We start from the raw sequence: 24,431 nt of genomic DNA on the forward strand, positions 1-24,431 counted from the left end.
TTGCGGCCGATGAAAGGTCAGACGGGTGTCTCGTCGGGATGGCCCGGGCTCGCGGCGAGGGTCTGCTGTCGGTGGTAGCCGGCAGCGGTCCAGGTGACGTTGAGTGGGACGGGGCCGTCTGGGAGCCACGGTTGCTGCGCCACGCAGTCGGCGACCTTCCACGTCCCGCGCTCGACGACGCCCAACGCGGCGTCGATCACCTGATACTGCTGGGTACGCCGGTGGATGGGCTGGGACTCGACCCAGACCACGACCAGGTCCCCGGGCTCAAGGCCGAGGCGCTTTTGCACGGCCGCGACGAGGCGGGCGTCATGCATGTGGCCGTCGCCGAAGTTGAAGCCGAGGATGCTGTTGCACACGAACTCGCCCTCGCGGACAGTGCGGGTCTCGATGTCGCCGAGGTGCGCGTACAGAAGCGAGAACAAGCCGCGCCCCTGGCTGTGCATCGAGCGCCAGGCGAGCGCCTTCTGCAACGTCATTTCGGCATCGTCGCGTTCGTACGGAGTCGGGACCATGCGCTGCAGTTGGTCGATCTGGTTCTCCACGCCGGGCAGCTCATTGAGTCGCTCCTCCACGCCGGGCTTCATCGCCCACACCGCCGAGGCCCAGTTCCCTGCGTACTGGCGCATGGAGGGCAGGAAGGAGACGAGGTCGGGTCGCAAGTTGCCCAGGACCGGCCCCAACATCAGCAGCGCGAAGACCGGGACGAGCAGCAGCGGTTCGGAGAAGTTCCAGATGTTGTACGTGCCGGGGTCGAACCCGACCCACAAAACAATCGCGATGAACCCGAAGAAGACATTCCATTCCAGTGGGACGGCGATCGGGAAGGTCGAGGCGATGAAGATGTGGAAGGCCAGCATGCACAGTGCGCCGATCAGGGCCACGGTCGCGCTCGTCGTGAGCAGCAGGGTGATCGGGACGATGATCTCGACGGCAGTGCCGCCGACGTGCGCCATGAACCAGGCGACGCGGGAGGGGCGCAGATCGTTCGGGGCGTCTCGGTAGTGCATACGCTTGACGGCCCGTCCGGGCATGGCCGGGCTGTTGGAGACCATCGGCGGCACGACATTCTCGAAGTGGGCACCGAACTTGGACACGCCGGCGCCGATCCACACGACGCAGATGACGATCTTGAACACCACGACGAGATCGACGAAGTCCGCGGCGCTGCCGATGGCCCCCAGTAGCGCGGAGAACAGCATGATCGGCAGGTATTGCTCGGACCGGCCGGCCAGGAAGACGACCTTGTCACGCAGGCCCATCAGGGGCATGAGGACGAGAACGGGGATGAAGTGGTGCGGCGCAATGAGTTCCTGAGTGCCGGTGTCCGCCGGAAGGAACTCGCCCGGCACGGGCTCATCATGCGCGGCCAGCGGGTAGACGAGGCTGGCGAGCACACCGACGTAGAGCACGACGTCGAACCAGGTGCGCTCGTCGCCGCCGGTGAGCGGCACGCGGCTGCCCCAGGGCGCCATGCGGATGGTTCCGGGACGGATCCAGTACCGAATGTTGCCGATCATCGGGCGGAAGTGACCGCACAGGGGCCCGAACGCGCCGCCGAGCCCGATCACCTCCAGCAGCATCAGCCACACGGCCAGCTTCTGGTAGACGACGATGTTGTGGTACCAGGAGCCGACGTCGGTGAACTCGATCCCCGAGGTGGCCGATGTGATCCAGATACCGACACCGAAATAGAGGCCGAGCATCTTGAGGGTGTAGACGATGTTCAGCACGCGCGGTGTGCCGAACCCGTCGTCGACCCAGTGGGCGCTGAGGATGCGAACACGCTCGCGCAGGGCAAGCCCCAGGAAGGCTGCCGGCTCGACCGGCTGCGGCGACGGTTTGATGAAGCCCATACGTGCTCCTCGCGGTGGTGGTCCGGGCGGCACGCATCGGTCGCCGCCCCGCCGGGGTTGGCACGCCATCGGCTGTCAAGCGTCACGCGAGCCGGACGCACGGACTTTAAGGACTCGGCTAGACCTGGGACACTGTGCCCGCGAACCAGTAGAGTTGGCCGGGATTGGTCTCCGTACGGGCCACTCACGCAAGAGTCCGCCGCGCCCCTGTGCCCGGGGACCGACGCACGGCGAAAGGGCGACCATGGATTCCTCGGCAGACCGCGAGGAGATCGCCCGCCGCGCGACCGCCCGCGTCGCAGACATCGCCTCAGCCACCAGCGCGCAGCTCGACGACGTGGCGCGCGAGCTGCAGGTCGAACTCGCCCAGTCGATCTCGGAGCTTCGCGGAGACCATCTGATGCTCGACCTCCTCTACGCGAGTGTGGAGAGCAACGTGAAGACCTTCTTCCACGTCACGCAGTACGGAGTCCCCATCGACACGGTCGAGGCGCCGTGGCCGGCCGTCGAATACGCGCGACGTCTTGCGCAGCGTGAGATCTCCTCGAACGCTCTGCTGCGCGCCTACCGACTCGGACACCGGCGCGCCCTCGACTGGGTGGCCGGTGAACTGGCCGGCGTCGAGCCGGACGGCAGGGTCTCCTTCGCGGCGTTGCAGATGCTCCAGGACGCCGCCTTCGCCTACATCGACCGGGTGTCCGAACAGGTGGTGGAGGAGTACGAGACCGAGCGGGAGCGGTGGCTGACCAATCGCAGCACGATCCGCACGGCCACGCTCAGCGCACTCCTCGCCCAAGACGAGGTGGACGTGGCCACGGCGGAGCAAGTACTTGGCTACCGACTCCGCCATGACCACCTTGGACTTGTCCTCTGGGCGGACGAACGGATGGCCTCGACGGGCTCGTTGGAACGTCTTGGGCAGCTGACCCACGCGATAGCACAGGAAGTCGGTTCGGACTCGGCGCCGTTGTTCGTCCCGCAGGACCGCTCGCTCGGCTGGGGCTGGGTGCCACTGCACGCAGGGGCGAGCATCGACCTCGACCGCCTGGCCCGAGTCCTTGGTGAGGCGGGGGATGAGGTGAAGGCGGCGATCGGCGCGGTCGGCACGGGACTCGCGGGCTTCCGTGCGACACACCGCCAGGCATTGCAGGCTCACCAGGTCTCCGTCATCGGAGCTGATCGGGCCCATCAGATCACCTCGTTCACCGCCCCCGGCGTCCGGGCAGCCGCGATCCTCGCCAGCGACCTCACCATCGCCCGCGACCTCGTCACATCGATGCTCGGCGGACTCGTGCAGGACGACGAAGGTGTCGAGCGCTTGCGGGAGACCCTCACCGTCTTCCTCCAGGAAAACCAGAGCTTTGTCGCGACCGCCGCGAGGATCCACTTGCACAAGAACACGGTCAAGTACCGCGTGGACAAAGCAGTGCAGCTACGGGGGCGGCCAATCGACGAGGACCGGTTCGACCTCGAACTCGCGCTCGCCGCATGCCGTTGGCTCGGCCCCACCGTCCTCACCCGACCTCTGTGATCTCCACCAGATCCCCGCACGGCAGAGAACACGCTGGTCCACGACCACGGCACGAGCCGCACTTATTGGTGTGTCCGACCAACGACTTCTTCTTCGCCACCAACGAGTCTGGGCACCTTGCCACGACGGAAACCACGCCGTGCACCACGAGGATCACCAGCACACCGACTCGTTTCACAAAACCCTGGCCCTCCGCGACGATCACCGCACCGCCTATGACGCGGTGACGGCGCGGCGACCGCAGGAGCAGCGCGCCAGGGCGGCAAGAGCCTGCGCCCGTGGATCAGAACCATCTATCGCCTTGAACGTCACTCAAGACGATATGCCGAGACGAGGAGAGCACCATGGCCGAGCCGTTCAACAGCACGTTCACGATGTCGGAGGAGTGGTTCGACTCCAGCCGCACCCGCTGTGCGGCGCGCTTCTACCGGCCTACCGCCGCAGATCGGCCGCTGCCCGTCGTCGTGATGGCCCACGGCTTCGGATCGGTACGTGCGCTGCGGCTCTACGCGTACGCGGAACGCTTCGCCGCCGCCGGGTACGCCGTCGTGGTCTTCGACTACCGCAACTTCGGAGACAGCGAGGGTGAGCCGCGCCAGGTCCTGGACATCGCGATGCAGCACGAGGACTGGCGCGCCGCCCTTGACTACGCCAGATCTATCGAGGGGGTCGACCCCGCCCGAGTCGTGGCGTGGGGGACGTCATTCGCCGGCGGCCACGTCATCACCATCGCCGGGCAAGGAGAGCCCCTCGCCGCCGTCATCGCTCAGGTCCCGCACGTCAGCGGCCCGGCAGCGGTGAGGTCGACCGGCCTGCGGGCCGCTCTCAGGCTCGCCGTGCCCGGGATTCGTGACACGATCGCGGCCCTGCTCGGCAGCGAGCCTGTGTACGTCAACAGCGTCGACCGTCCCGGCCGCACCGCGATGATGACTTCGCCGGACGCCTATCCAGGCATGCACACGCTCCTGCGTGAATCGGGGCTGAAGGAGGACGCCTACCCCCACACCGTTGCAGCCCGCATCGCGGTCAGAATTGGCCTTTACTCGCCCCAGCGCTGGGCCGGGAAGATCACGTGCCCGGTCCTCGTCCAGATCGTCGCGCAAGACGCGATCACTCCCAAGCGCGTCGCCGAACGCGCAGCAGGCAAGATGCGGCACTCCACCGTCCGCGTCTACGAGGGGGGCCACTTTGATCCTTATGTCGAGCCCTTGTTCGACACCGCCATCGCGGACCAGATCGACTTCCTGCGCCACCACGTCCCTTCTCTGCCAAAGGAACCCGCATAAACTCCGTCCCAAACCGCTCTATATAGGCAGAGCCCTGTGACCGCACTCACCAGCCTTTTCCTGGCGCGAACCCGTCGACAGCACCCTCTGGCACAATCACCCCCCTGCACATTCGACACATAAGGAACCGCCGCCCGCCACCGCAATCCGGTCGGAACAGCGCGGTCATTCTCCCCTTGATCACGGTCGATACCAGGTGTCCCTTTTTGCCTCATCTGTGTTGCTGGGATGATGGTGCTGGTCGCGGCGGATGCGGACCTGGTCGGTGATGATGGCGGCGTCCGTTGCGTCGGTCTTGCCCTCGCCGCGGTAGCTCTCGGAGGCGCGGTGGATGGCCCGGCCGGAGATGTAGTGCACTGGCTGGGCATGGTTGACGAGGACGCCGATGGCCAGCGCGGCGCCGCCGTCGGCAGGTCGATCCCCCAGGCCACCGTCTCGCCCAGCGCCAGGACGTCGGTCAGGAGCTCGAGGAGATCGGGCTCGTCGTTGGCGACGCGCCGGGACAGCATCCGGCGGCCGTCCTCGTGGATCGCGACGCAGTGATGATGGATATTCCCTGCGTCGATGCCAGCCCAGATCATGGTCATGTGATGCCTCCGTGCGGTGTGGTGCCGGTGCCTGCCACGGACGGCCTCGCTGTCGATTCCCTACTCAGTGATCATTCGCAATTCCTAATTGGCAGCCGAGTCGTCGTGGGGCGCCGGGCGGCCAATCACTGAGAGCCACAAGCGGCAGAGCCTTTTGAACCACACCCGGCGCACCCGGTCCGGATGATCAGTCGTGTTCCCGTACACGTGCGCGAGACAATCACACGATCAAGCAGCCGAGTTGAACGATGCAGGCGCGGACGCGTAGAACTGCGACAACAGGACCTCCTGGAACTGCTCGGTTCGGTTCGCACCTCCCAGCTACCAAGGAACCCTGCCCGGCGTAGTCGTCGGCGCCGTGGTGCTGCGGGTCTTCGCCGTCCCGGGACCGGCCGTCTTCCGTCTCCTGACCGCCAGCCTGCTGATGCCGCTGGGCCTGTGGCTCATCACGCGCTCCCTCCGCCCGGCCCGGCAGCGGAACCCTCTACCCGCGCAATCGCCGGCCTGCCCTGGTCGTCGGGATCATCGGCGGAATCTACGTGACCTACGGCGGCTCCGTCCTCGGCCCCATCCTGGTCGGCCGGGGCATGCCTGTCGCCCAGATCGCCCCGGCCGCCCTCGCCTCCGCCACCTCGCTCGCCGGTGCTGCCGCCTTCACCCTGCTGTCCCTGACCGGCACCAGCGATGTCACCCCCGACTGGCGCCTCGGCCTGGCCTGCGGCCTCGGTGGACTGATCGGCGGCTACCTCGGCGCACGCCTGCAACGCCGACGGCCGGAAACCGCCCTGCGCCTGCTGCGCGGCGCACTCGCTGCTGCATAGAGCCGAAAGAGTGACAGCAGACGGTGGGAGCCGCCTGGGACTTTTCTGGGACTTTCGGCTGCATCAAGGGGCATGAGCGTGAAACAGGCGAAGGGATATTCACCCAGGTCAGCAGCCCAGTCCCATCAAACGTGGCAGGCCACGGGGTCCACTGGTCTCTTCCGGGACATCTGAGGGGCCGGGTGTCGTGCCCCTTGGCGGCAAGGAGCACGACACCCTAAACGCCTCACGACCTGTGGTTATACCCTTTCTCGACCTTCCATTGATCACCGCTGTTTTTCATCACCTTGTGCAACGCGCGTGCAAGATGATCTTGAATGGGTAACGCTGCGTAAGGAATACCTGATAGCCCGTCATCCTTCACGGAGAGTGCTCACCAGAGGTCTCGCAATGCCCGCACCGACGCTGCCACTGGCGTTCGGGACTGCTGCAGGGTTGGGTGACACCTGACCCGGCTTGCTGAGAGGCAGCGGCACCGTCACCGTCACCGGACCCCGCGGAGCTGGGCATCAGCCGGGGCGCGTTGCAGCAGGCGCTGGCACGACTCGCGGAGGACGGCGTCATCGCCCCGGCCCCGCGGTCCGGCTCGACGGGCTGGCGGCACGGACCCGGGGGCTCGGCCAACAGACCCGGACGGCGAAGCTGGACGAGGCGGAACAACTGCGCATGCCGCCGGCGTCGGCGGTCCTCGACCTGGAGCGGGTGCGCTCGCTCGGCGCGACGCCGGTCTGCCTGGAGCGGCAGATCATCTCGCCGGCCGGGATCCCCGGCTTGGCGGACAGGGAGCTGCGGGACCGTTCGCTCTGCGACGAGCTGGCCGCTCTCGGCGTACGCCCCTACTGCTTTTCCGGCGCGGCTGACGGCAGGCAGACCACGCGGGAAGGCGAACCGCCGGGACTTGCCTCGCTCCCGTCATCACGCGCCTTCACCCTCGTCACCGGACGGCGGGGCCGGTGCCGGGCCCGTACTGCCTCTGGGGACGAGTTCCACCGGCAGGACCACGTGGCGCTCCCGGTACGCCTCGGGGTCGTGGATCACGCGGTGGACCAGCTCCGCCGCCGCCTCGCCCAGCCGGCGGGCGGGCTGCGCCATCGTGGAGAGGTCCCACGGCTCGGACATCGCGTGACCGTCGAAGCCGAGGATCGACATCCGTTGCGGCACCGGGACGTTGACCCCGCGCAGCACCGTGAGGAGCCTGAAGGCGATGTCGTCCGTCTCCGCGAAGATCGCAGTGGGAGGCTCCGCGAGGCTGAGCAGCCGCCCCACCGCCGCTTCCAGACTCGGTCCCTGCCAGTCGGCGACATGGCGGACGAGGTCGTCGTCCCGCTCGATTCCCGCCTCCGACAGGGCGGTGCGATAGCCGTCGAGGCGGGCCCTGCTGCTCCAGGCGAATCCCGAGGCGTCCGCGGGCTCCAGGTAGGCGATGCGCCGGTGGCCCAGGTTGAGCAGATAGCGGGTGCCGCGCTGGGCGGCCTCCACGTCGTCCACGTAGACGCCGGCTCTGCCCTGTTCGTGCTGACTGACGAAGACCAGGGGCATGCCCAGGTCATCCAGGCGCGCACGCTCCTCCGGAGAGAGCGCGAAGCTGACGACGAGCAGGGCGTCGGCGTTGCGGCGGGCCGGCAGACGGTCGAAGAACTGTGCGCGCTGTTCGGCGGTGGTGACGCTGTAGACCAGCATGTCCAGGCCGGCCGCGTTCAGCGTGGGCGCCATACCGGCCAGCGCCGCGCCCAGGAACCAGGAGTCAAGGTTGGGCACGAGCACGGCGACCCGCCCCGTACGCCCCGTGACCAGGCTGGACGCGCTGCGCGAGATCGCGAACGACAGCTCGCGCGCCGCCTGTTCGACGCGCGCCCGGGTCTCCGGGGACACCGTCGACAGACCTCGCAGCGTACGCGAGACGGTCGAGGGCGAGACTCCGGCCCTCTGGGCGACATCCGCCAGCGTGGCGCCCCTCACTGCGGATTCACCGACCATGCGCTGGACGCTAACACAACGATCACCCTGCACGGCCAGCCGGTGTGGCAGCGCTGTCATCGTGCATCTTCACTGAACTCAGGCAACTGTGACCATTGACACGACTCATGGACCTCCCTAGCGTGACAGCGCTGTCATCAGACAGCGCAAGAGGGAGGGAGTGCACCATGACCCTGGACCGCAGAGCACTGCTGACGAGCGCTGCGGGCGTCGCCGCGGCGGGTCTGCTGGCCGGGTGCGGAGGAAAGGACCTCGACGACCTGCTCACGCAGGCCGCGACCGTCCCCCGAGAACCGGCCCGGCTCACCTGGTGGGTCTCCGAGATCCCCTCCCGGCGGGGCGCCGTCGTCGCGGATCTGATCATCCGCGCCTTCGAGCGGCGGCACCCTCTCGTCCGCGTCTCGAAGATCAACGCCCTGTCCACCTCGGACGGCAACCGCAGCGCCATCGCCACCCAGCTCGCCGGCGGATCCCCCCAGCCCGACGTGTATCTGGGCGACACGACGTGGCCCGCGCAGTTCGGCCACGCCTCGCTCGCGCTGCCGGTGGAGACGCTGCTTCCCACCGGCTTCTGGGACGCCTTTCCGGCCGCCCTGCGTGACAGCTCCACATTCCGTGGCAGCGCCTACGCGGTGCCGTTCTTCACCGACAGCACCTATCTCTTCTACCGCAAGGACCTCCTCGCCAAGCACGGGCTGCGCACCCCGCGCAGTTGGGAGGAGCTGCTGCACACCTCCCGCACGGTGCAGAGGGCCGGCGACGTGGAGACCGGATTCCTGTGGCAGGCCGGGGTGTCCGAGTCGCTGACGGCCAACGTCACCGAATTCCTCGCCGACGCGGGCGCCGAGGTTTTGGACGCGCGGGGCAGGGCCGTACTGGGCGGGGCCGAAGCGGAGCGGGCTTTCTCGCTCATGGCCGACTTCACCGCACACGGAGTCTCCCCCCGCACCGTGGCCACGTACAAGGAGTCGGACTCGCAGGACGCCTTCGCCAACGGACGCGGGCTGTTCCTGCGCAACTGGTCGTACGCCTGGGTCAATGCGAGCAATCCGAAGGTCTCCCATGTCAGCGGCAGGATCGCGGCCACGCTGCGTCCGGGCTTCGAGGGAACCGGCCGCTCCGGTGTCTCCTGCGCGGGCGGCTGGAGTAATTTCGTCAACCCCAGCTCCCAGGAACTGGGTGCCGCCGTGGAGTTCGCCCGGTTCTGCGCCGGGAGCGAGGTGCAGCGCCTCCTCGCCCAGGAGGCCGGAGTCATCCCCGCGATGACCTCAGTGCTGAGCGGCCCTCAGGCGCGTGCGGCGGGCGACCCGACGGTCCTGCGCGCCGCCGACCTGCGACTCGTCGCCCGGCCCGTGCAGACCCCGTACTACCCGCAGGTCAGCAAGGCGCTGTACACCCCGGCGAACGCGGTCGTACGCGGCAGCCTCTCCCCCTCGGCCGGTGTCCGCGCCGCACGCGAGGGGCTGCGTACGGCCCTGGAAGGAAAAGCGCTGTGAGTTCAGTACAGCAGACGAGGACAGCGGTAACGCCGACGACCGGTCGCACCGGCGACGCACTGCCCCAGTCCCGGCGGGACCCGAAGAGCGCGCCCCCAGGCTTCGCCGCCCGCCGTCGCGCCCGCACCGGGTGGCTGTTCGCCTCCCCCGCTCTCCTGGTCATCGCGGCGGTGACGGTCTTCCCCGTCGTCTTCTCGCTGGTGCTGTCATTCTGCGAGGTCCGGCTGGAGTACGGCGGCCTGCGGATCGGCTCGCCCACCCTCGCGCACTACGAAACGCTTCTGACGCACTCCGAGTGGTACAGGGCACTCGCGTTCACGCTGGGCTTCACCGTCGTCTCGGTCTTCGTCGAGCTGGTCCTCGGGACGCTCACAGCGCTCGTCCTGGAACGGCTCGGTGCTGCCCGCGGGTGGATCCTCGCCCTGCTCCTGCTGCCGTGGGCGCTGATCAACGTGGTCGCGGCGCAGCTGTGGTCGTATCTGTTCAACGGCACCTACGGCGCGGTGACCTGGCTCTGCGAGCAACTGCTCGGCACCCGGCCCGACATCCTCGGTGAGCCGGTGCCCGCGATGGCGGCGATGGTCGCCGTCGACGTCTGGAAGACGACGCCGTTCGTCGCGATCGTCGTGCTCGCCGGTCTGATGCTGATCCCGGGCGATGTCTACGAGGCCGCCGAGATCGACGGGGCGAGCGCCTGGACGACGTTCTGGAGGGTCACGCTGCCACAGCTGCGGCCCATCGTCGCCATCGCGGTCCTCTTCCGCATCCTCCAGGCGTTCGGGATCTTCGACCTGCCGTTCGTCCTGACCCAGGGCGGCCCGGGGACGGCCACCCAGTCGGTCGCGATGCTGGGGTACCGGATCCTCTTCCAGAACCTCGACTTCGGGGGCGGAGCCGCCGTCGCGGTCACCACCGCCGTCATCGTCCTGGCCTGCTGCCTGATGTTCCTGCGCGTCTTCCGCGCCCAAGTCGACGAGGAGGGGCGGGCATGAGCCGCCACGTCCCGCGCACAGGCGTGCGCCGCTACGTCAATGCCGTCAACATCGGCGGGCTGGTGATCGCCGTGTGCGCCACGCTGCCCCTGATCTGGATGGCGTCCGCCTCCCTCAAGGGGCCCGGCGAGATCAGCGCGACGCCGCCCTCGCTGCTGCCGTCCCATCCCACCCTCGGCAACTACGGGACGGCGTTCTCCCGGAACGGCATCGGCCACTACTTCCTCAACAGCGTCGTCGTGGCCTGTTGCTCGACGGTGCTGATCCTGTCCCTGGCATTCTTCGCCGGTTACGCCCTCGCCCGGCTGCCGTTGCGCGGCCGCGGGGCCATCATGACGGCGCTGCTGATGCTGTCGGTCTTCCCGCCGATCGCCCTGCTCGTGCCCCTGTTTCTCATGGAGCGTCAGGCAGAACTGCTCAACAGCTACCCGGGGCTCATCATCCCGTACGTGGCACTGAATCTGCCGTTCGCGATCTGGATCATGCGCAACTACCTCAGCGGCATCCCGAGGGAGCTGGAGGAGGCTGCGGCCATCGACGGTGCCGGCCCACTGCGCACCGCCGTGAAGGTGATCCTGCCGCTGGCCCGGCCGGGGATGTTCACGGCCGGGGTGTTCTCCTTCACCGCGACCTGGTCGGAATTCCTGCTCGCGCTCACCTTCAACGGCTCCGACGACCGCCGCACCGTCTCCGTCGGCATCGCCCTGTTCACCAGCCAGTACCAGGTGCCGTACGGGGTGATCTTCGCCGGTGCGATGGTCGCCACCGTTCCGATCGCGGTCCTGGTGCTGATCTTCCGCCGGTCCGTCGTCTCCGGCATGACCACCGGCGCGGTGAAGGGCTGACCGGGCCCGTACAGCGTGACGGCCGGTCCGGCCGTCACGCTCCCGACTTCCGCACATCCATCCGAACCCCGTCCTGGGCGCACGCCCGAGAGGTACACACATGCCCCATCACGACTCCCCCACCCCCTCCTCGTCCTCCCCTCACGACGCGGACTGGTGGCGGCAGGCGGTCATCTACCAGATCTATCCCCGCAGTTTCGCCGACTCCGACGGCGACGGCCTCGGCGACATCCCCGGCGTCACCTCCCGGCTGCCGTACCTCGCCGACCTCGGCGTGGACGCCGTCTGGCTGAGCCCGTTCTACCCGTCACAGCTCGCCGACGGCGGCTACGACGTCGCCGACTACCGCGATGTGGACCCGCGGCTCGGCACCCTCGACGACTTCGACGAGATGGTCGCCACGGCCCACCGACTCGGCCTGAAGATCATGGTCGACATCGTCCCCAACCACTCCTCCGACCAGCACGTCTGGTTCCAGGAGGCGCTCCGGGCCGCGCCCGGAGCGGCCGCCCGTGAGCGCTACGTCTTCCGTGACGGGCGGGGGGACGACGGTGAACTGCCGCCCACCGACTGGCCGTCCAGCTTCGGAGGCCCCGCCTGGACCCGGGTGGCGGACGGCCAGTGGTACCTGCACCTCTACGCGCCCCAGCAGCCCGACTTCAACTGGGACAACCCAGAGGTCCGTGAGGACTTCCACGACACCCTGCGCTTCTGGTCCGACCGGGGTGTGGCCGGTTTCCGCGTCGATGTCGCCCACGGCCTCGCCAAGGACCTGCGCGCACCGCTGCGCGACCTCGGTGACCAGCAGAGCTACCAGCCCGACGCCCTGCCGGTCGACGGCAGCCATCCCCTCTGGGACCGTGACGCGGTGCACGAGATCTACCGCGGCTGGCGGCAGGTGTTCAACACGTACGACCCGCCGCGCTTCGCCGTCGCCGAGGCCTGGGTCGGCACCTCACGGCGCATGGCGTACGCCTCCGCCGACGGGCTGGGCCAGGCATTCAACTTCGACTTCCTCGGCGCAAGGCTCGACGCCGACGAGATGCGCGCCACCATCGAAACGGCGCTCGCCGACGCCCGCGACGTAGGTGCGACGAGCACCTGGGTGCTCTCCAACCACGACGTCGTACGTCATGTCTCGCGCTACGCCCTGCCCGGCGACCACCGCAAGCGCGACGTCGAGGCGTGGCTGCTCACCGACGGCCGGGAACCGGCACCGGACCTGGCGGCGGGTGAACGCAAGGCGCGGGCCGCCGCCCTGCTGATGCTGGCGCTGCCCGGTTCCGCGTATGTCTACCAGGGTGAGGAGTTGGGCCTTCCCGAGGTCGCGGACCTGGACCGTGCGGACCTCCAGGACCCGATGTGGGTACGCAGCGGCGGACGCGTCAAGGGACGCGACGGCTGCCGCGTACCGCTGCCGTGGACCACCGAGGGCACCAGCTTCGGGTTCGGTTCCGGTGGCTCGTGGCTTCCGCAGCCTTCCGGCTGGGGCCGGTACGCGGCGGAGGCGCAGAGCGGGGACGCGGGATCCTTCCTGGAGCTGTACCGCGAGGCCCTGCGACTGCGTCGCACGCTGGTCGCGGACGAGGCGCTGGCGTGGGCCGGCTCGCAGGAGCCGGCACCTCAGGGGCTGCTGCACTTCGAGCGCGCCGGAGGCTGGCGGACCGCCAGCAACCTGTCCGACGAGCCTGTGCGGCTGCCCCAGGGGGAAGTCCTCCTCGCCTCCGCGCCGCTGACCGGTGACACGCTCCCGCCGTGGACCACCGTCTGGCTGCGGACCGGGGCCGCGTCCGTCTCCCGGTCCGGCCGCTGAGGCACGGCGTCAGGCCCCTGGCACCGTGAGCGGAGGGGCCGGCTCACGGCCGGGATCCGCGGTGCCAGCGGGCCGGGTCGATCCTGCCTGCGTACAGGGGGAGTTCGATCGGGAGTTGGCCGTCCTCGAACGGGTCCCACACCCGGGTGAGGCCCGCCGTCCCCCGTGCGCGCACTCTCCGTGCCTCGGCGAGGTCCAGCACGTCGGTCAGGACCTCCTCGGGGCCGGGCCCGGCCTCGGCGCGCGTATGCCCCTCGGGGTCCACGACGACGCTGCGTCCGATGCCGTCGGGCGACGCCGCGTTGAGGCTGGCCATGAAGACCTGGTTCACGATCGCGTTGGCCTGGGCCAGCACGACCTCCTGGGCGCGGTCGACAGTCGGTGTGCGCACCAGGTTGAGCACGAGGTCGGCGCCCTGCCAGGCCAGATGGCGGGTGGTCTCGGGGAACCAGGCGTCGTAGCAGATCGTCAGACCCACGCGTCCGTGGCCCTCCAGGTCGAAGAGCACGAAACTGCTGCCGGACGCCGTGGTCTCGTACGGCCGCCACGGGAAGATCTTCCGGTACTCCGCGACCCGCTCGCCGGTGGGCGAGTACACGGGGGCGGCGTTGTAGATCTTGCCGTCCGCCCCTTGTTCGTAGACGCTGCCGGGCACGAGCCAGATGCCCAGTTCGCGGGCGAGGGCCGCCAGCCGGGTGCCGCGGGGGCCGTCCAGCGGCTCGGCCGCCTCGGTCATGACCGTCCCGGGGTCCTCGCCGGGCTCGTGGCCGCACAGATGCAGCTCCGGGTAGACGAGCAGGCGTACGTCGGGATGCGCCTCGACGACACGGCGTACGTCCGCGGCGAACGCGTCCGGATCGTCGGCGGTGTGGTGGAGCGCCGCCGTCTGGACGAGGCCGATCGTCAGGGGGACCGTCATCTTGGGCAACTTTCCGCGCGAGGGGGGTGCTCCGTGGCTGTCTGGTGCAGTCCGGGGGCGCTGGTCCCCGCGGGCGCTGACGAGCCAATCACCACGTCTGCCTCAGGACAAGATCCCCTTACCCAGCGGGATCCACAGGGAGAACCAGTGGCTCCGTGGTAGAACGAGGGCCCCCGCGTCCGCGCTGCGCACGACCGCCCCGGACGCGCCTCACCGATCCGACAGGACACAGGAACACCCATGACCCTCACCCAGCTGAGGGCCTTCGTCGAGGCGGGGCGACTCGGGTCGTTCACCGCGGCGGCGCAGGCCATGGACATCGCCCAGGCGTCGGCCTCCGAACTGGTGCGGCGCCTGGAGACGGAACTGGACGCCGAGCTGTTCGCACGGGGCAGCCGCACCCTGACCCTGACCTCGGCCGGCCAGGAACTGCTGCCGTACGCCCAGCAGGCTCTGGAGGCCGCCGAGAGCGGGACACGGGCGGTGCGCTCCCTGGGCTCCCTGGGCGGAGGAACGGCGACCTTCGGTGTTCTGCGCAACGCGGACTACTACCTGCTGTCCAACCTCGTGCAGATGTTCCACGCCCGGTATCCGTCCGTCAGGGTCAGGCTCGTGGGGCAGAACTCGTCGGAGACCGCGGCCGCTGTGGCCGCGGGCCGGATCGAGGCGGGCCTGGTCGTCCTGCCGATCGACGACGAGGGGCTGGTGGTGACCCCGCTCCTGCGCGACGAGGTCTTCTACATCAGCGCGAGCGAGGAACGGACCCGCGTCCCGGTGACGATGGAGGCGTTCGCCAGGGCGCCACTGGTTCTCTACGACGCCCATTACGGCTGGCAGGATCCCACCCGGCGGCAGCTCGCGGAGCGGGCCCAGCTCGCCGGGGTCGCCATCGACCCGCTCATCGAGCTGGAGCGTGTGGAGGCCGCGCTGGGCCTGGTGGCGGCCGGGGTGGGCGACACGATCGCCAGCCGGGCGGTGGTCGCCGGTCCGTCGTTCCCGCCAGGGCTGCGCACCGCCTCGTTCGCCGACCCCCTCTACGACACGATCGCCCTCGTCAAGCGGCGGGGACATCCGCTGTCCCGGGCCACGAGGGAGCTCGCCCGGCTGGCCGAGGACACCCTGCGCGAACTCCGTACCGACCTCGGTCTCTGAGGCGGAGCCTCACCCCGTGGGTCAGGGAAACCCTGTGGATCGGACAGGACTCACCCCTCTGGTCCTGTGGCAGCGAGACGTCTAGCGTCCCTGCCATGCAGATCACGCACGACGAAGCACAGGCCCTCCCCCCGTTCCAGTGGCTCAAGAAGCCGTCCGTGGACGGTCCCCCCGCCCAGCGCGACCCCAAGGTGGTCGAGCGGGTCTCTCAGATGCTGAAGGAGATCGAGCACAAGGGCATGGACGCGGTGCGCGCCTACGCCCAGGAGCTGGACGGCTGGTCCGGCGACGTGGAGATCGGGGCCACCGAGCTCAAGAAGTCGGGGGACGCGCTGCCTCCGGACGTCCGCACCGCCCTGGAGATGGGCTACGAGCGCACCCACCGGTTCGCCTCCGCACAGCGCGAGCACCTGACGGACTTCGAGGTCGAGGTCGCTCCGGGTGTCGCCGGCGGCCAGCGCTACGTCCCCGTCTCCCGGGTCGGCGCGTATCTGCCGGCCGGCCGTTTCCCGCTGCTCGCCAGCGCCTTCATGACGGTGAACGTGGCGAAGACCGCCGGTGTGCCCACGGTGCTGGCGTGCACTCCCCCGTCGGGTGAGCACGGCGCGCACCCCGCCGTGCTGTACGGCGCCTATCTGTCCCGCGCCGACCGGGTGTTCGCGCTCGGCGGTGTCCAGGCGCTCGGCGCGATGGCCTTCGGCCTGCTCGGCGAGGCCCCGGTCGACATGCTGGTCGGCGCGGGCAACGCGTTCGTCACCGAGGCCAAGCGGCAGCTGTTCGGCCGGGTCGGCATCGACCTGCTGGCCGGCCCCTCCGAGGTCGCCGTCATTGCCGACGACAGCGCCGACCCCGAGTGGGTCGCGGCGGACCTGCTGGGCCAGGCCGAGCACGGCCCCAACTCGCCCGCCGCGCTGATCACCACGTCCGAGAAGCTGGGACGCGCGGTGATCGCGGAGATGGACCGCCAGCTGGAGTCCCTGGTCACCCGGGACATCGCCGGCCCCGCGTGGCGTGACTTCGGGTCCGTCGTCGTGGTGGACGCCCGGGCCGACGCCGTCGCCGTCGCCGACGTCATCGCCCCGGAACACCTGGAGATCCAGACCGAGGACGACGACTACTACCTGGAGAACCTCTCCAACTACGGCTCGCTGTTCATCGGGTCGTGGTCGACGGTCGCGTACTCCGACAAGGGCATCGCCGGCACCAACCACGTCCTGCCCACGGGCAAGACGGCCCGCTACAACGCGGGGCTCTCCGTCTCCCGCTTCCTCAAGCCGCTGACGTACCAGCGTGCCTCGAAGGAGGGGACCGTTTCACTCGCCCCCGCCGTCGAGCGCATCTCGGCCTTCGAGGGGCTGGCCGCCCACGGCGCCACGGCGACGCTCCGCATCGACCGGGTCGGGCGGACGTCCGGCGCGTTCGACGAGATCCCGGCCTCTCTGCGCGACCAGCTCTGACCGCTCTCCCGTGCCGCCGCTCCGCGTGCGGCGGCACGGGTTCGCCGGTGCGCGCCCGGCCGACGGCGTCCCCTGTCGGTCCCTCCGGGCGCACCGGCCCTCCATACACCGCCCACACCCGAGGTCCCCCATGCGCCACCGCCCGTCCGCCTCGTCCGCGCCTCCCGGGAGCGGGAGCGGCACCGCTCTCACCCAGGGCCTGAAGGGCCGCCAGATCACCATGATCTCCATCGGCGGGGTGATCGGCGCCGGCCTCTTCGTCGGTTCGTCCACCGCCGTGACCGCCGCCGGGCCGGCCGTCCTGATCTCGTTCCTGCTGGCCGCCGCGCTCGTGGTGCTCGTCATGCAGATGCTGGGCGAGATGGCCGTCGCCCAGCCGGACACGGGCTCCTTCTCCACCTACGCCGACCGCGCGCTGGGCCGCTGGGCGGGCTTCTCGATCGGCTGGCTGTACTGGTGGTTCTACATCCTCGTCATCCCCATCGAGGCCATCGCCGCGGGCGAGGTGATCGCCGGCCTGACCTCGGTCCCCAGCTGGATCCCGGCGCTCCTGGTGATAGCGGTCCTGGCGGGCAGCAATCTGCTCGCGGTGCGCAACTACGGGGAGTTCGAGTACTGGTTCGCCCTCCTGAAGGTCATCGCGATCGTGGCGTTCCTGGTCCTGGGCGTGCTCGCCGTCCTCGGCCTGCTGCCGGGCTCCGACACCCACGGCGTGTCGAACCTCTGGAGCCACGGCGGTTTCGCCCCGCAAGGCGCCATGGCCGTCATCGCCGGCCTGCTCACCGCTATGTTCAGCTTCCAGGGCAGCGAGATCGTCACCATCGCCGCCGCCGAGTCCGAGGAGCCGCGCAAGAACATCAAGAAGGCCGTCCGCGCCGTGGTCTGGCGGCTGGGCCTCTTCTACATCGGCTCGATCCTCATCGTGGTCTGCCTCGTGCCGTGGAACGCCGACGATCTGGCGGGCGGCTCCTACCAGGCTGCCCTCGACCGGATGAACATCCCGGGCGCCGCGTGGATCATGGACGTCGTCCTCGTCGTCGCCGTGAGCAGCTGCCTCAACTCCGCCGTCTACACCGCGTCCCGCATGATGTTCTCACTGGCCGGCCGGGGTGACGCCCCCGCCGCCTTCGCGCGCACCTCGCGGCGCGGAGTGCCGGCCAACGCGGTCGTGGCCTCCACCGTCATCGGGATCGCCGCGGTCGTCGCCAACTACCTGCTGCCGGACGTCTTCTCGTACCTCATCGCCTCCAGCGGAGCGATCGCCCTGATGATGTACATGGTCATCGCGCTCACCCAGTACGCGACGCGCCGCAAGGGCGGCCTGCCGGACGAGGTCCGGATGTGGGGGTTCCCCTACCTCACCCTCGCCACGGTCGCCTTCATCGCCTGGGTGCTGGTGCTCATGGCCGTACTGCCGGGTCACCGGCTGGAGCTGTGGCTCTCGCTGGGGCTCGCCGCCGTGCTCGTCGCGGTGGGGGCGGCGCGGCAGCGCCGGGCGGGTGCCCGCGGCGACGGCCCGGCGGCCGGCACCCGGGACGCGGTGCGGACACCGGAGCCGGCCGCCTGACCGGGCCGGGACGGATCGGGCGGGCGCTCAGTGGGCGCGGGCGTGCGTGGCGCGGGGGACGAACTCCGTCGGCAGGACCAGGCGTTCACCGGCCGGGTCGACCTCCTTGGCGATCCGCCGCACCAGCAGACGCGCCGCCTGACGCGACAGCTCCCGCAGGTCGTGCCGGACGGTGGTGAGCCGGAACACCTCCCAGGCCGCCATCGGGAGGTCGTCGAAGCCGATGACGGTGAGGTCCTCGGGGACCCTGACACCCGCCGCGAGCGCCGCGTTCAGGACACCGATGGCGACGACGTCGTTGCCGCAGAACACCGCCGTGGGCGGCTCGTCCGCGTCGAGGAGGGCGGGCAGCGCGCGGTAGCCGGTCTCGTACTCGAAGGCCCCGCGCACCACCCGGCTCTCCGGAAGCCCTACGCCCGCCTCGGCGAGGGCCAGCCGGAAGCCCAGCTCGCGCTCGCGCCCCGTCGTGGTGTTGGCGGAACCGAAGATCCCGGCGACACGCCGGTGCCCCAGGGTCGCGAGCTCCTGCGCGACGATCCGTCCGCCGCCCTCGTTGTCGACGACGGAGGCGAAGTCGTCGCTCCGTCCGGTGTCGCGGTTGAGGAAGACGTACGGCATGCCACGCCGCTCCAGCTGGCCCGGCAGGCGGGAGTCCGTGGTGGCGGTGGCGAGGACGACGCCGTCCATCGACTGGTCGAGCAGCTTCTCCTCGGCGACCGCCTCGTCGGACCGCTCGGTGATCAGCATCATCCGGTAGCCGAGACTGCTCAGTTCGTCGTGGAGCGGGGCGATGACATGCGGGTAGAAGGGGTTCGTCAGATCGGTGACGATGACGCCCACCCGCCGGGTGGCGCTCGTCGACAGCGTGCGCCCGGCCTCGCTCGGCACGTAGTTCAGCGCCTGGGCCGCCCGCCTGACCTTCTCGCGGGTGGCCCGGGACACACGGGGGTCGTCACGCAGCGCGCGCGAGACCGTGGGCTGCGAGACACCTGCCAGCTTGGCCACGTCGTGACTGGTGATCCCCATCGGCTCTCTCCTCGTCGCCACCCGGAGCCGCCCCACCGCGCCTCCGGTCCAGTATACGTATGCCGACGCACGCCCCGCATCGCACCGTCCGGGAAGTCGCGGCACCTCCGGAAAAGCACGTACCGCCAATTACCTCACCCAGTCCCCTTGACATCCACCGCGTCGGCGCCTGTCATGGAATACATACGTATTCATAAGCAAGGAGCAGTCATGGCAGTCATGCCCGATGTTGTCGTAACGCCCAGCGAGCTGGCCCGCCGCACGGTCCGGCGCGGCGACTTCGTCTCCTGCAACCAGGCCTTCATCGACTGCCGTACGCCCGGGTCGGACCGCAAGGAGAACTACGCGATGATCGGGCCGGGCGTCTCGCAGGCCGCCGGTCAGCACGTCAACCTCCGGCTGCCGCACGGCTACAACATCGGTGCCGCCGCGATGCCGCACGGCATCACCAACAACCTCCATCTGCACTACACCGCCGAGGTGTTCGTCTGCACCGAGGGCGAGTACCTGCTGCGCTGGGGCGTCGACGGCGCCGAGGGCGAACTCACCCTCAGGGCCGGTGACATCGCCTCCGTCCCCACCTGGATCTTCCGCGGCTTCACCAACACCGGTCCGGACGACGGCTGGATGTTCACCGTGCTGGGCATGGACCACACCGGCGGCATCATCTGGGGCCCCTCGGTCCTGCGGGAAGCCGGGAAGCACGGTCTGTACCTCTCCGCGGACAACCAACTGGTCGACACCGTCGCCGGTGACACCTTGCCGCCGGAGTCCGAGCTGGTCAGCCCGATGGCACAGGAGCAGATCGACCGACTGCGCCACTACACCCCCGACGAGATGAAGCGCCGTGTCGCCGCCGCGGACGAGCTGGTCTTCTCCGAGCACCCCTTCCTCGACAGCACCCTGCCCGGCGGCGGCGCCCGACTGAGCTGCGTCATCGGATACGGCATGACGGAGGACCCGCACCAGGAGCCCCGCGTGTTCAATCCGCACGGGCACAACGCCGCCTGGCTCCGCGCCGACCCGGGGCAGGGCGTCTCGGCGCACCGCCAGCACGAGACCCAGACCCTGATCGTGAAGGACGGCCTGTGGGAGGTCACCCTCAACCGCACCGACCCCCTCCCGGTCCGTCTCGGCCCCCGCGACATGGTCTCCGTCCCCCAGGACGCCTGGCGCACCGTACGTAACGTCGGCGACGAGCAGGGCGACCTCCTCGTGGTCAACTCCGGTGACGGGCGGGTCCGTCTGGAGTGGGACGAGGAGGTGCGCAAGAGCGCGGCGGACGCGGGCCTGGGCATCGACCACAACGGCTACGTCGCCCCGTACGCCCTGCTGCCCCGCTCCGCGCGCTCCTGGTGACCGGGGTCGAGCACGGGGACACGGGCCGTCCGCTGCCGTTCGTCGTGGTGCCAGGAATGCTCTGCGACGCGAGTCTGTGGCGCGACGTCGGCTTCCCCGAGGGCCACGACGTCCACCACGTCGCGCTGCGGCGCGGGGACATCGGAGCGCTCGCCGAGGACGTGCTCGCCGCGGTGGCGGGCCCGTTCGTGCTCGTCGGCCTCAGCCTGGGCGCCATCGTCGGCTTCGAGGCACTGCGCCGGGCGCCCGAGCGGATCGCGGGCCTGTGCGTGATGGCGGCCAACGCGGGCCCGCCGCGCCCCGAGCAGTACGCGGCCTGGCGGGCGATGGACGAGCTGATCGCGGCCGGCCGGTTCGCGGACGTCGTCGAGCGGACGCTGCCGGACATGTTCCCCGACCGCACCCCCACACCCGAGGCCGCCGAGCGCTACCGCGCCATGGCGCACGCGGTGGGCGCCACCGCCGCCCGCGCCCAGCTCGCCGCACAGGCCACCCGCACGGACGCGGCGCCCGCGCTGCGGACAGCCCGCTGCCCCACCGCCGTACTGGCCGGGGAGCGGGACACCCTGTGCCCGCCCTCCTACCACCAGGCGATCGCGGACTCGGTCCCCGGAGCCGCCCTGACCCTGCTGCCGGAGGCGGGACACCTGCTGCCGTGGCAGCGGCCGGAGGCGGTGACGGCCGCACTGCGCGGACTCGCCGCGGCCGCCGCCGGTACGGGACCGGCGCCCGCCGCTCCCTGAACGCACCACCCCCGCCCCTTTCATCCTCATCCTCATGGAAGAGAGCCGTCATGCCCCGACACCTCAAGTCCCCCGTCCCCGCCGCGCAGGTGAGCGCGGCGCGGGCCGATGTCGCCGAGCGCGTCCACGCCATCCTCGACGACATCCGCCGGCGCGGTGACGACGCGGTCCGTGAGTACTCCGAGCAGTTCGACAAGTGGAGCCCCGAGTCGTTCCGCCTGAGCGCCGACGAGGTCCGGCGGATCGTGTCCCAGGTGCCCGACACGGTCCTGGACGACATCCGCTTCGTACAGCAGCAGGTCCGTACGTTCGCGCAGGCCCAGCGTGACTCGCTGGCCGACGTCGAGATCGAGACGCTGCCCGGTGTCCGCCTCGGGCACCGGCACGTCCCCGTGGCCGCCGCCGGCGCGTATGTGCCCGGCGGCCGCTACCCGCTGACGGCGTCGGCCCACATGACAATCGTGACCGCCAAGGTGGCCGGCGTTCCCCGCGTCGCCGCCTGCACACCGCCCATCCGGGGCGAGATCCCCGCCGCGACGGTCGCGGCGATGCACCTCGCGGGCGCCGACGAGATCTACCTGCTGGGCGGGGTCCAGGCCGTCGCCGCGCTGGCCGTGGGCACCGAGACCATCGGCCGCGTCCCGATGCTCGCGGGGCCGGGCAACGCGTACGTGGCGGAGGCCAAGCGGCAGCTGTTCGGCGAGGTCGGCATCGACCTGTTCGCCGGTCCGACCGAGATCCTGGTGATCGCCGACGAGAACGCGGACCCGTTCGTCGTGGCCGTCGACCTGCTGTCGCAGGCGGAGCACGGCCCGGACTCACCTGCCGTGCTGGTCACGACGTCCGAGCAGCTGGGCCGCGAGGTCGAGCGGCACATCGAGCGCCTGCTGCCGGGCATGCCCACGAAGGACTTCGCCGAACCCGCCTGGCGCGACCACGGCGAGATCGTGGTGGCCGACACCCTCGACGAGGCCTTCCGGATCGCCGACTCCTACGCCAGCGAGCACGTCGAGGTGCTGACCGAGAACCCCCGCCAGGCACTGGAGAAGATGCGCGACTACGGTGCGCTCTTCCTCGGCGAGGGGACCTGCGTCTCCTACGGCGACAAGGTCATCGGCACCAACCACGTCCTGCCCACCCGGGGTGCCGCCCGCTACACGGGTGGTCTGTGGGTCGGCAAGTACCTCAAGACGGTGACGTACCAGGAGGTCACCGACACCGCGTCCTCCGCACTGCTCGGCGAGGTGTGCGGCCGGGCCGCGCGCGTCGAGCTCTTCGAGGGCCACGCCCGCTCCGGAGACGTCCGCGCCGCCAAGTACGGCAAGGGCACCCTGCCGTGGAACGAGGAGGGCGCCGCATGACCGGCCGCACCGTACCGCTGGCCGGCCGCACCGCGCTCGTCACCGGCGGCGGCAGCGGTCTCGGCCGGGCCGTCACCGGGTCGCTGCTCGCCGACGGCGCCCGCGTGGTGATCACGGGCCGCAACGAGGCCGCGCTCAAGGAGACCGCGGCGCACTTCGGCCCACGGGTCTCGTACCGCGTCTGCGACGTCTCCCGCCCCGACGACGTCGAGGAGCTCGTCCGGGGTCTGGCCGGTGAGGAGATATCGATCCTGGTCAACAACGCCGGGATCGCCGGCCCGGTCGCCCCGCTGACCGAGATCACCCCGCAGGAGTGGGACGAGGTCTTCGACGTGAACGTGCGCGGGGTGTTCCTGATGTGCCGGGCCTTCCTGCCCGCCATGACCGCGCGGGGCGCGGGCGACGTCATCAACATCGCCTCGGTGTCGGGCAAGCGCCCACTGCTGCGGCGTACCCCGTACTGCGCGTCGAAGATGGCGGTCATCGGTCTCACGACCACGCTGGCCGGCGAGGTCGGACCGCAGGGTGTCACGGTCAACTCACTCTCCCCCGGGCCTGTTTCGGGTCCCCGCATGGAGCGCAACTTCCGTCTGGAGGCAGAGCGCACCGGGAGCACCTACGCGCAGGCCGAACAGGAGTTCGTCGGTCGCTCCGCCCTGGGGCGGATGGTCACGGAGGACGAGGTGGGCGAGGCCGTCACCGCGATGCTGCGCATGCGCGGCCTGTGCGGGGCCGACATCGACCTCTCCGCGGGGATGGTGGCCCGGTGACCGCGCACCGCACACCGCACCGCAGCCTCAAGCAGCGGCTGGCGGACGGCGAGCAGCTGCGGGGCGCCCTGCTGAGGCTCCCCTCGGAGACGCTGGTGGAGATGGCCGGGGTCGCGGGATTCGACTACGTCGTCATCGACTGCGAGCACGGCCCCGCCGACACGGCCCTCCTCCAGCAGCACCTCACGGCCGCTGCGGCGCAGGGCACCGACGTCCTGGTCCGCGTCGGCTCGGCCGAGCCTGCACTCGCCCTGCGCTGCCTCGACCTGGGCGCGGCCGGGCTGATCTTCCCACATGTGGACAGCCACGAGGACGCGGTACGGGCGGTTGCGGCCAGCCACTATCCGCCGTGGGGGGAGCGAGGCTTCGCCACCTACAGCAGGGCGGGCCGGTTCGGCACGGTCACGGCGGCCGACCATGTGGCCGCGTCCCGCGAGACCCTGGTCGTGGCGATGATCGAGACCCGGCGCGCCTGCGAGGACGCCGACGCGATCCTCGGCACCGAGGGGGTGGACGCGGTCCTGGTGGGCCCCGCCGATCTGGCCGTGGACTGCGGCTTCCCGGGACCCGGCGTCGTCGACGGGCTGACCGCGCGGGCGCACGGCGCGGCGCGGGCCAACAACCGCGCGGTGATGACGATCGTGCCGAGCCTCGACGCCGGCCGGACCGCCGAGCGCCAGGGGGCGCAGCTCGTCCTCTACAACATGGCCCATGTCCTCATGGACACCATGCGAGCCCTCGCCGGACCCGGCACGACGGACGCGGCCGACGCCCCCGCCTGACCGGATCCGGGACGGCCGAGGCCCTGCCTGCGGCGTGGCGTCGCGCACCCCCGCGCGCCGCCCCGCCGGGCTCCCGGCTGCCGCTTTCCGG

Annotated in this window: 18 protein-coding genes and 3 pseudogenes; 16 read left to right on the plus strand and 5 right to left on the minus strand. The window is 70.3% G+C overall.

Features of this window, described 5'->3' with window-relative positions:
* Window positions 1-17: 17 nt before the first annotated feature.
* Complete coding sequence (locus tag OG623_RS06585) at window positions 18-1,856, minus strand: DUF3556 domain-containing protein (protein ID WP_406145149.1); 1,839 nt, start codon at window positions 1,854-1,856, stop codon at window positions 18-20.
* A gap of 244 nt (window positions 1,857-2,100) precedes the next feature.
* Here OG623_RS06585 and OG623_RS06590 point away from each other — a divergent pair, with 244 nt between their 5' ends.
* Window positions 2,101-3,387 carry a PucR family transcriptional regulator gene (locus OG623_RS06590; protein WP_406145150.1) on the plus strand — a complete coding sequence of 429 codons (1,287 nt, stop codon included), beginning with the start codon at window positions 2,101-2,103 and terminating at the stop codon, window positions 3,385-3,387.
* 344 nt (window positions 3,388-3,731) lie between these two features.
* Window positions 3,732-4,673: an alpha/beta hydrolase gene (locus OG623_RS06595; RefSeq protein WP_406145152.1), complete on the plus strand. Its 942-nt coding sequence runs from the start codon at window positions 3,732-3,734 to the stop codon at window positions 4,671-4,673.
* Between the two features lie 240 nt (window positions 4,674-4,913).
* Here OG623_RS06595 and OG623_RS06600 read toward each other — a convergent pair.
* Window positions 4,914-5,260 (minus strand): annotated as a pseudogene (locus OG623_RS06600) (IS110 family transposase); the annotation flags it as partial.
* Between the two features lie 328 nt (window positions 5,261-5,588).
* On the opposite strand from OG623_RS06600, the pseudogene OG623_RS06605 reads away from it, so the two are divergent.
* Both OG623_RS06605 and OG623_RS06610 read left to right on the plus strand, forming a co-directional pair.
* Window positions 5,589-6,081, plus strand: a pseudogene (locus tag OG623_RS06605) (TSUP family transporter); the annotation flags it as partial.
* Between the two features lie 456 nt (window positions 6,082-6,537).
* Window positions 6,538-6,906, plus strand: a pseudogene (locus tag OG623_RS06610) (UTRA domain-containing protein); the annotation flags it as partial.
* A gap of 90 nt (window positions 6,907-6,996) precedes the next feature.
* Here OG623_RS06610 and OG623_RS06615 read toward each other — a convergent pair.
* Window positions 6,997-8,058 (minus strand): LacI family DNA-binding transcriptional regulator, encoded by a 1,062-nt coding sequence (locus OG623_RS06615; protein ID WP_406145153.1) that lies wholly within the window; start codon window positions 8,056-8,058, stop codon window positions 6,997-6,999.
* A 167-nt stretch (window positions 8,059-8,225) separates the two neighbouring features.
* Between OG623_RS06615 and OG623_RS06620 the strand changes: the two genes are divergently transcribed.
* From OG623_RS06620 to OG623_RS06635, 4 genes are all read left to right on the plus strand, one after another.
* Complete coding sequence (locus OG623_RS06620; RefSeq protein ID WP_406145155.1) at window positions 8,226-9,554, plus strand: extracellular solute-binding protein; 1,329 nt, start codon at window positions 8,226-8,228, stop codon at window positions 9,552-9,554.
* Complete coding sequence (locus OG623_RS06625) at window positions 9,551-10,546, plus strand: carbohydrate ABC transporter permease (protein ID WP_406145156.1); 996 nt, start codon at window positions 9,551-9,553, stop codon at window positions 10,544-10,546. The genes OG623_RS06620 and OG623_RS06625 overlap by 4 nt, the downstream gene beginning before the upstream one ends.
* Entirely contained in the window at window positions 10,543-11,391 is an 849-nt protein-coding gene (locus OG623_RS06630; protein WP_406145158.1) for a carbohydrate ABC transporter permease, read from the plus strand. The genes OG623_RS06625 and OG623_RS06630 overlap by 4 nt, the downstream gene beginning before the upstream one ends.
* Window positions 11,392-11,491: 100 nt before the next feature.
* Window positions 11,492-13,204: a glycoside hydrolase family 13 protein gene (locus tag OG623_RS06635; RefSeq protein ID WP_406145159.1), complete on the plus strand. Its 1,713-nt coding sequence runs from the start codon at window positions 11,492-11,494 to the stop codon at window positions 13,202-13,204.
* Window positions 13,205-13,247: 43 nt separating this feature from the next.
* Here the strand turns inward: OG623_RS06635 and OG623_RS06640 are convergent, their stop codons facing one another.
* Complete coding sequence (locus OG623_RS06640) at window positions 13,248-14,123, minus strand: carbon-nitrogen hydrolase family protein (RefSeq protein ID WP_406145160.1); 876 nt, start codon at window positions 14,121-14,123, stop codon at window positions 13,248-13,250.
* A 240-nt stretch (window positions 14,124-14,363) separates the two neighbouring features.
* On the opposite strand from OG623_RS06640, the gene OG623_RS06645 reads away from it, so the two are divergent.
* From OG623_RS06645 to OG623_RS06655, 3 genes are all read left to right on the plus strand, one after another.
* Entirely contained in the window at window positions 14,364-15,275 is a 912-nt protein-coding gene (locus tag OG623_RS06645; RefSeq protein ID WP_406145162.1) for a LysR family transcriptional regulator, read from the plus strand.
* A gap of 95 nt (window positions 15,276-15,370) precedes the next feature.
* Entirely contained in the window at window positions 15,371-16,732 is a 1,362-nt protein-coding gene (gene hisD, locus OG623_RS06650; protein ID WP_406145164.1) for a histidinol dehydrogenase, read from the plus strand.
* Between the two features lie 130 nt (window positions 16,733-16,862).
* The gene (locus tag OG623_RS06655; RefSeq protein ID WP_406145166.1) at window positions 16,863-18,299 is read left to right on the plus strand and encodes an amino acid permease; all 1,437 of its coding nucleotides are present in this window, start codon (window positions 16,863-16,865) and stop codon (window positions 18,297-18,299) included.
* 27 nt (window positions 18,300-18,326) lie between these two features.
* Here OG623_RS06655 and OG623_RS06660 read toward each other — a convergent pair whose 3' ends face one another.
* The gene (locus tag OG623_RS06660) at window positions 18,327-19,430 is read right to left on the minus strand and encodes a LacI family DNA-binding transcriptional regulator (protein WP_406151701.1); all 1,104 of its coding nucleotides are present in this window, start codon (window positions 19,428-19,430) and stop codon (window positions 18,327-18,329) included.
* 105 nt (window positions 19,431-19,535) lie between these two features.
* Here OG623_RS06660 and OG623_RS06665 point away from each other — a divergent pair, with 105 nt between their 5' ends.
* Genes OG623_RS06665 through OG623_RS06685 form a run of 5 tightly spaced genes read left to right on the plus strand, consistent with a single transcriptional unit; the run spans window position 19,536 to window position 24,340 of the window.
* The gene (locus tag OG623_RS06665) at window positions 19,536-20,684 is read left to right on the plus strand and encodes a cupin domain-containing protein (RefSeq protein ID WP_406145167.1); all 1,149 of its coding nucleotides are present in this window, start codon (window positions 19,536-19,538) and stop codon (window positions 20,682-20,684) included.
* Entirely contained in the window at window positions 20,681-21,427 is a 747-nt protein-coding gene (locus tag OG623_RS06670; protein ID WP_406145168.1) for an alpha/beta fold hydrolase, read from the plus strand. Before OG623_RS06665 ends, OG623_RS06670 begins: the two co-directional genes overlap by 4 nt.
* A gap of 50 nt (window positions 21,428-21,477) precedes the next feature.
* On the plus strand, window positions 21,478-22,788 hold the full coding sequence (gene hisD / locus OG623_RS06675; RefSeq protein WP_406145170.1) for a histidinol dehydrogenase: 1,311 nt from the start codon (window positions 21,478-21,480) through the stop codon (window positions 22,786-22,788).
* Window positions 22,785-23,558 carry an SDR family NAD(P)-dependent oxidoreductase gene (locus OG623_RS06680; protein WP_406145172.1) on the plus strand — a complete coding sequence of 258 codons (774 nt, stop codon included), beginning with the start codon at window positions 22,785-22,787 and terminating at the stop codon, window positions 23,556-23,558. The genes hisD (OG623_RS06675) and OG623_RS06680 overlap by 4 nt, the downstream gene beginning before the upstream one ends.
* Window positions 23,555-24,340, plus strand: coding sequence for an HpcH/HpaI aldolase/citrate lyase family protein (locus OG623_RS06685; protein ID WP_406145174.1), 786 nt, complete (start codon window positions 23,555-23,557; stop codon window positions 24,338-24,340). The genes OG623_RS06680 and OG623_RS06685 overlap by 4 nt, the downstream gene beginning before the upstream one ends.
* The last annotated feature ends 91 nt before the right edge of the window (window positions 24,341-24,431 follow it).

Source organism: Streptomyces sp. NBC_01012 (assembly GCF_045162755.1).
Taxonomy (GTDB): Bacteria; Actinomycetota; Actinomycetes; order Streptomycetales; family Streptomycetaceae; genus Streptomyces.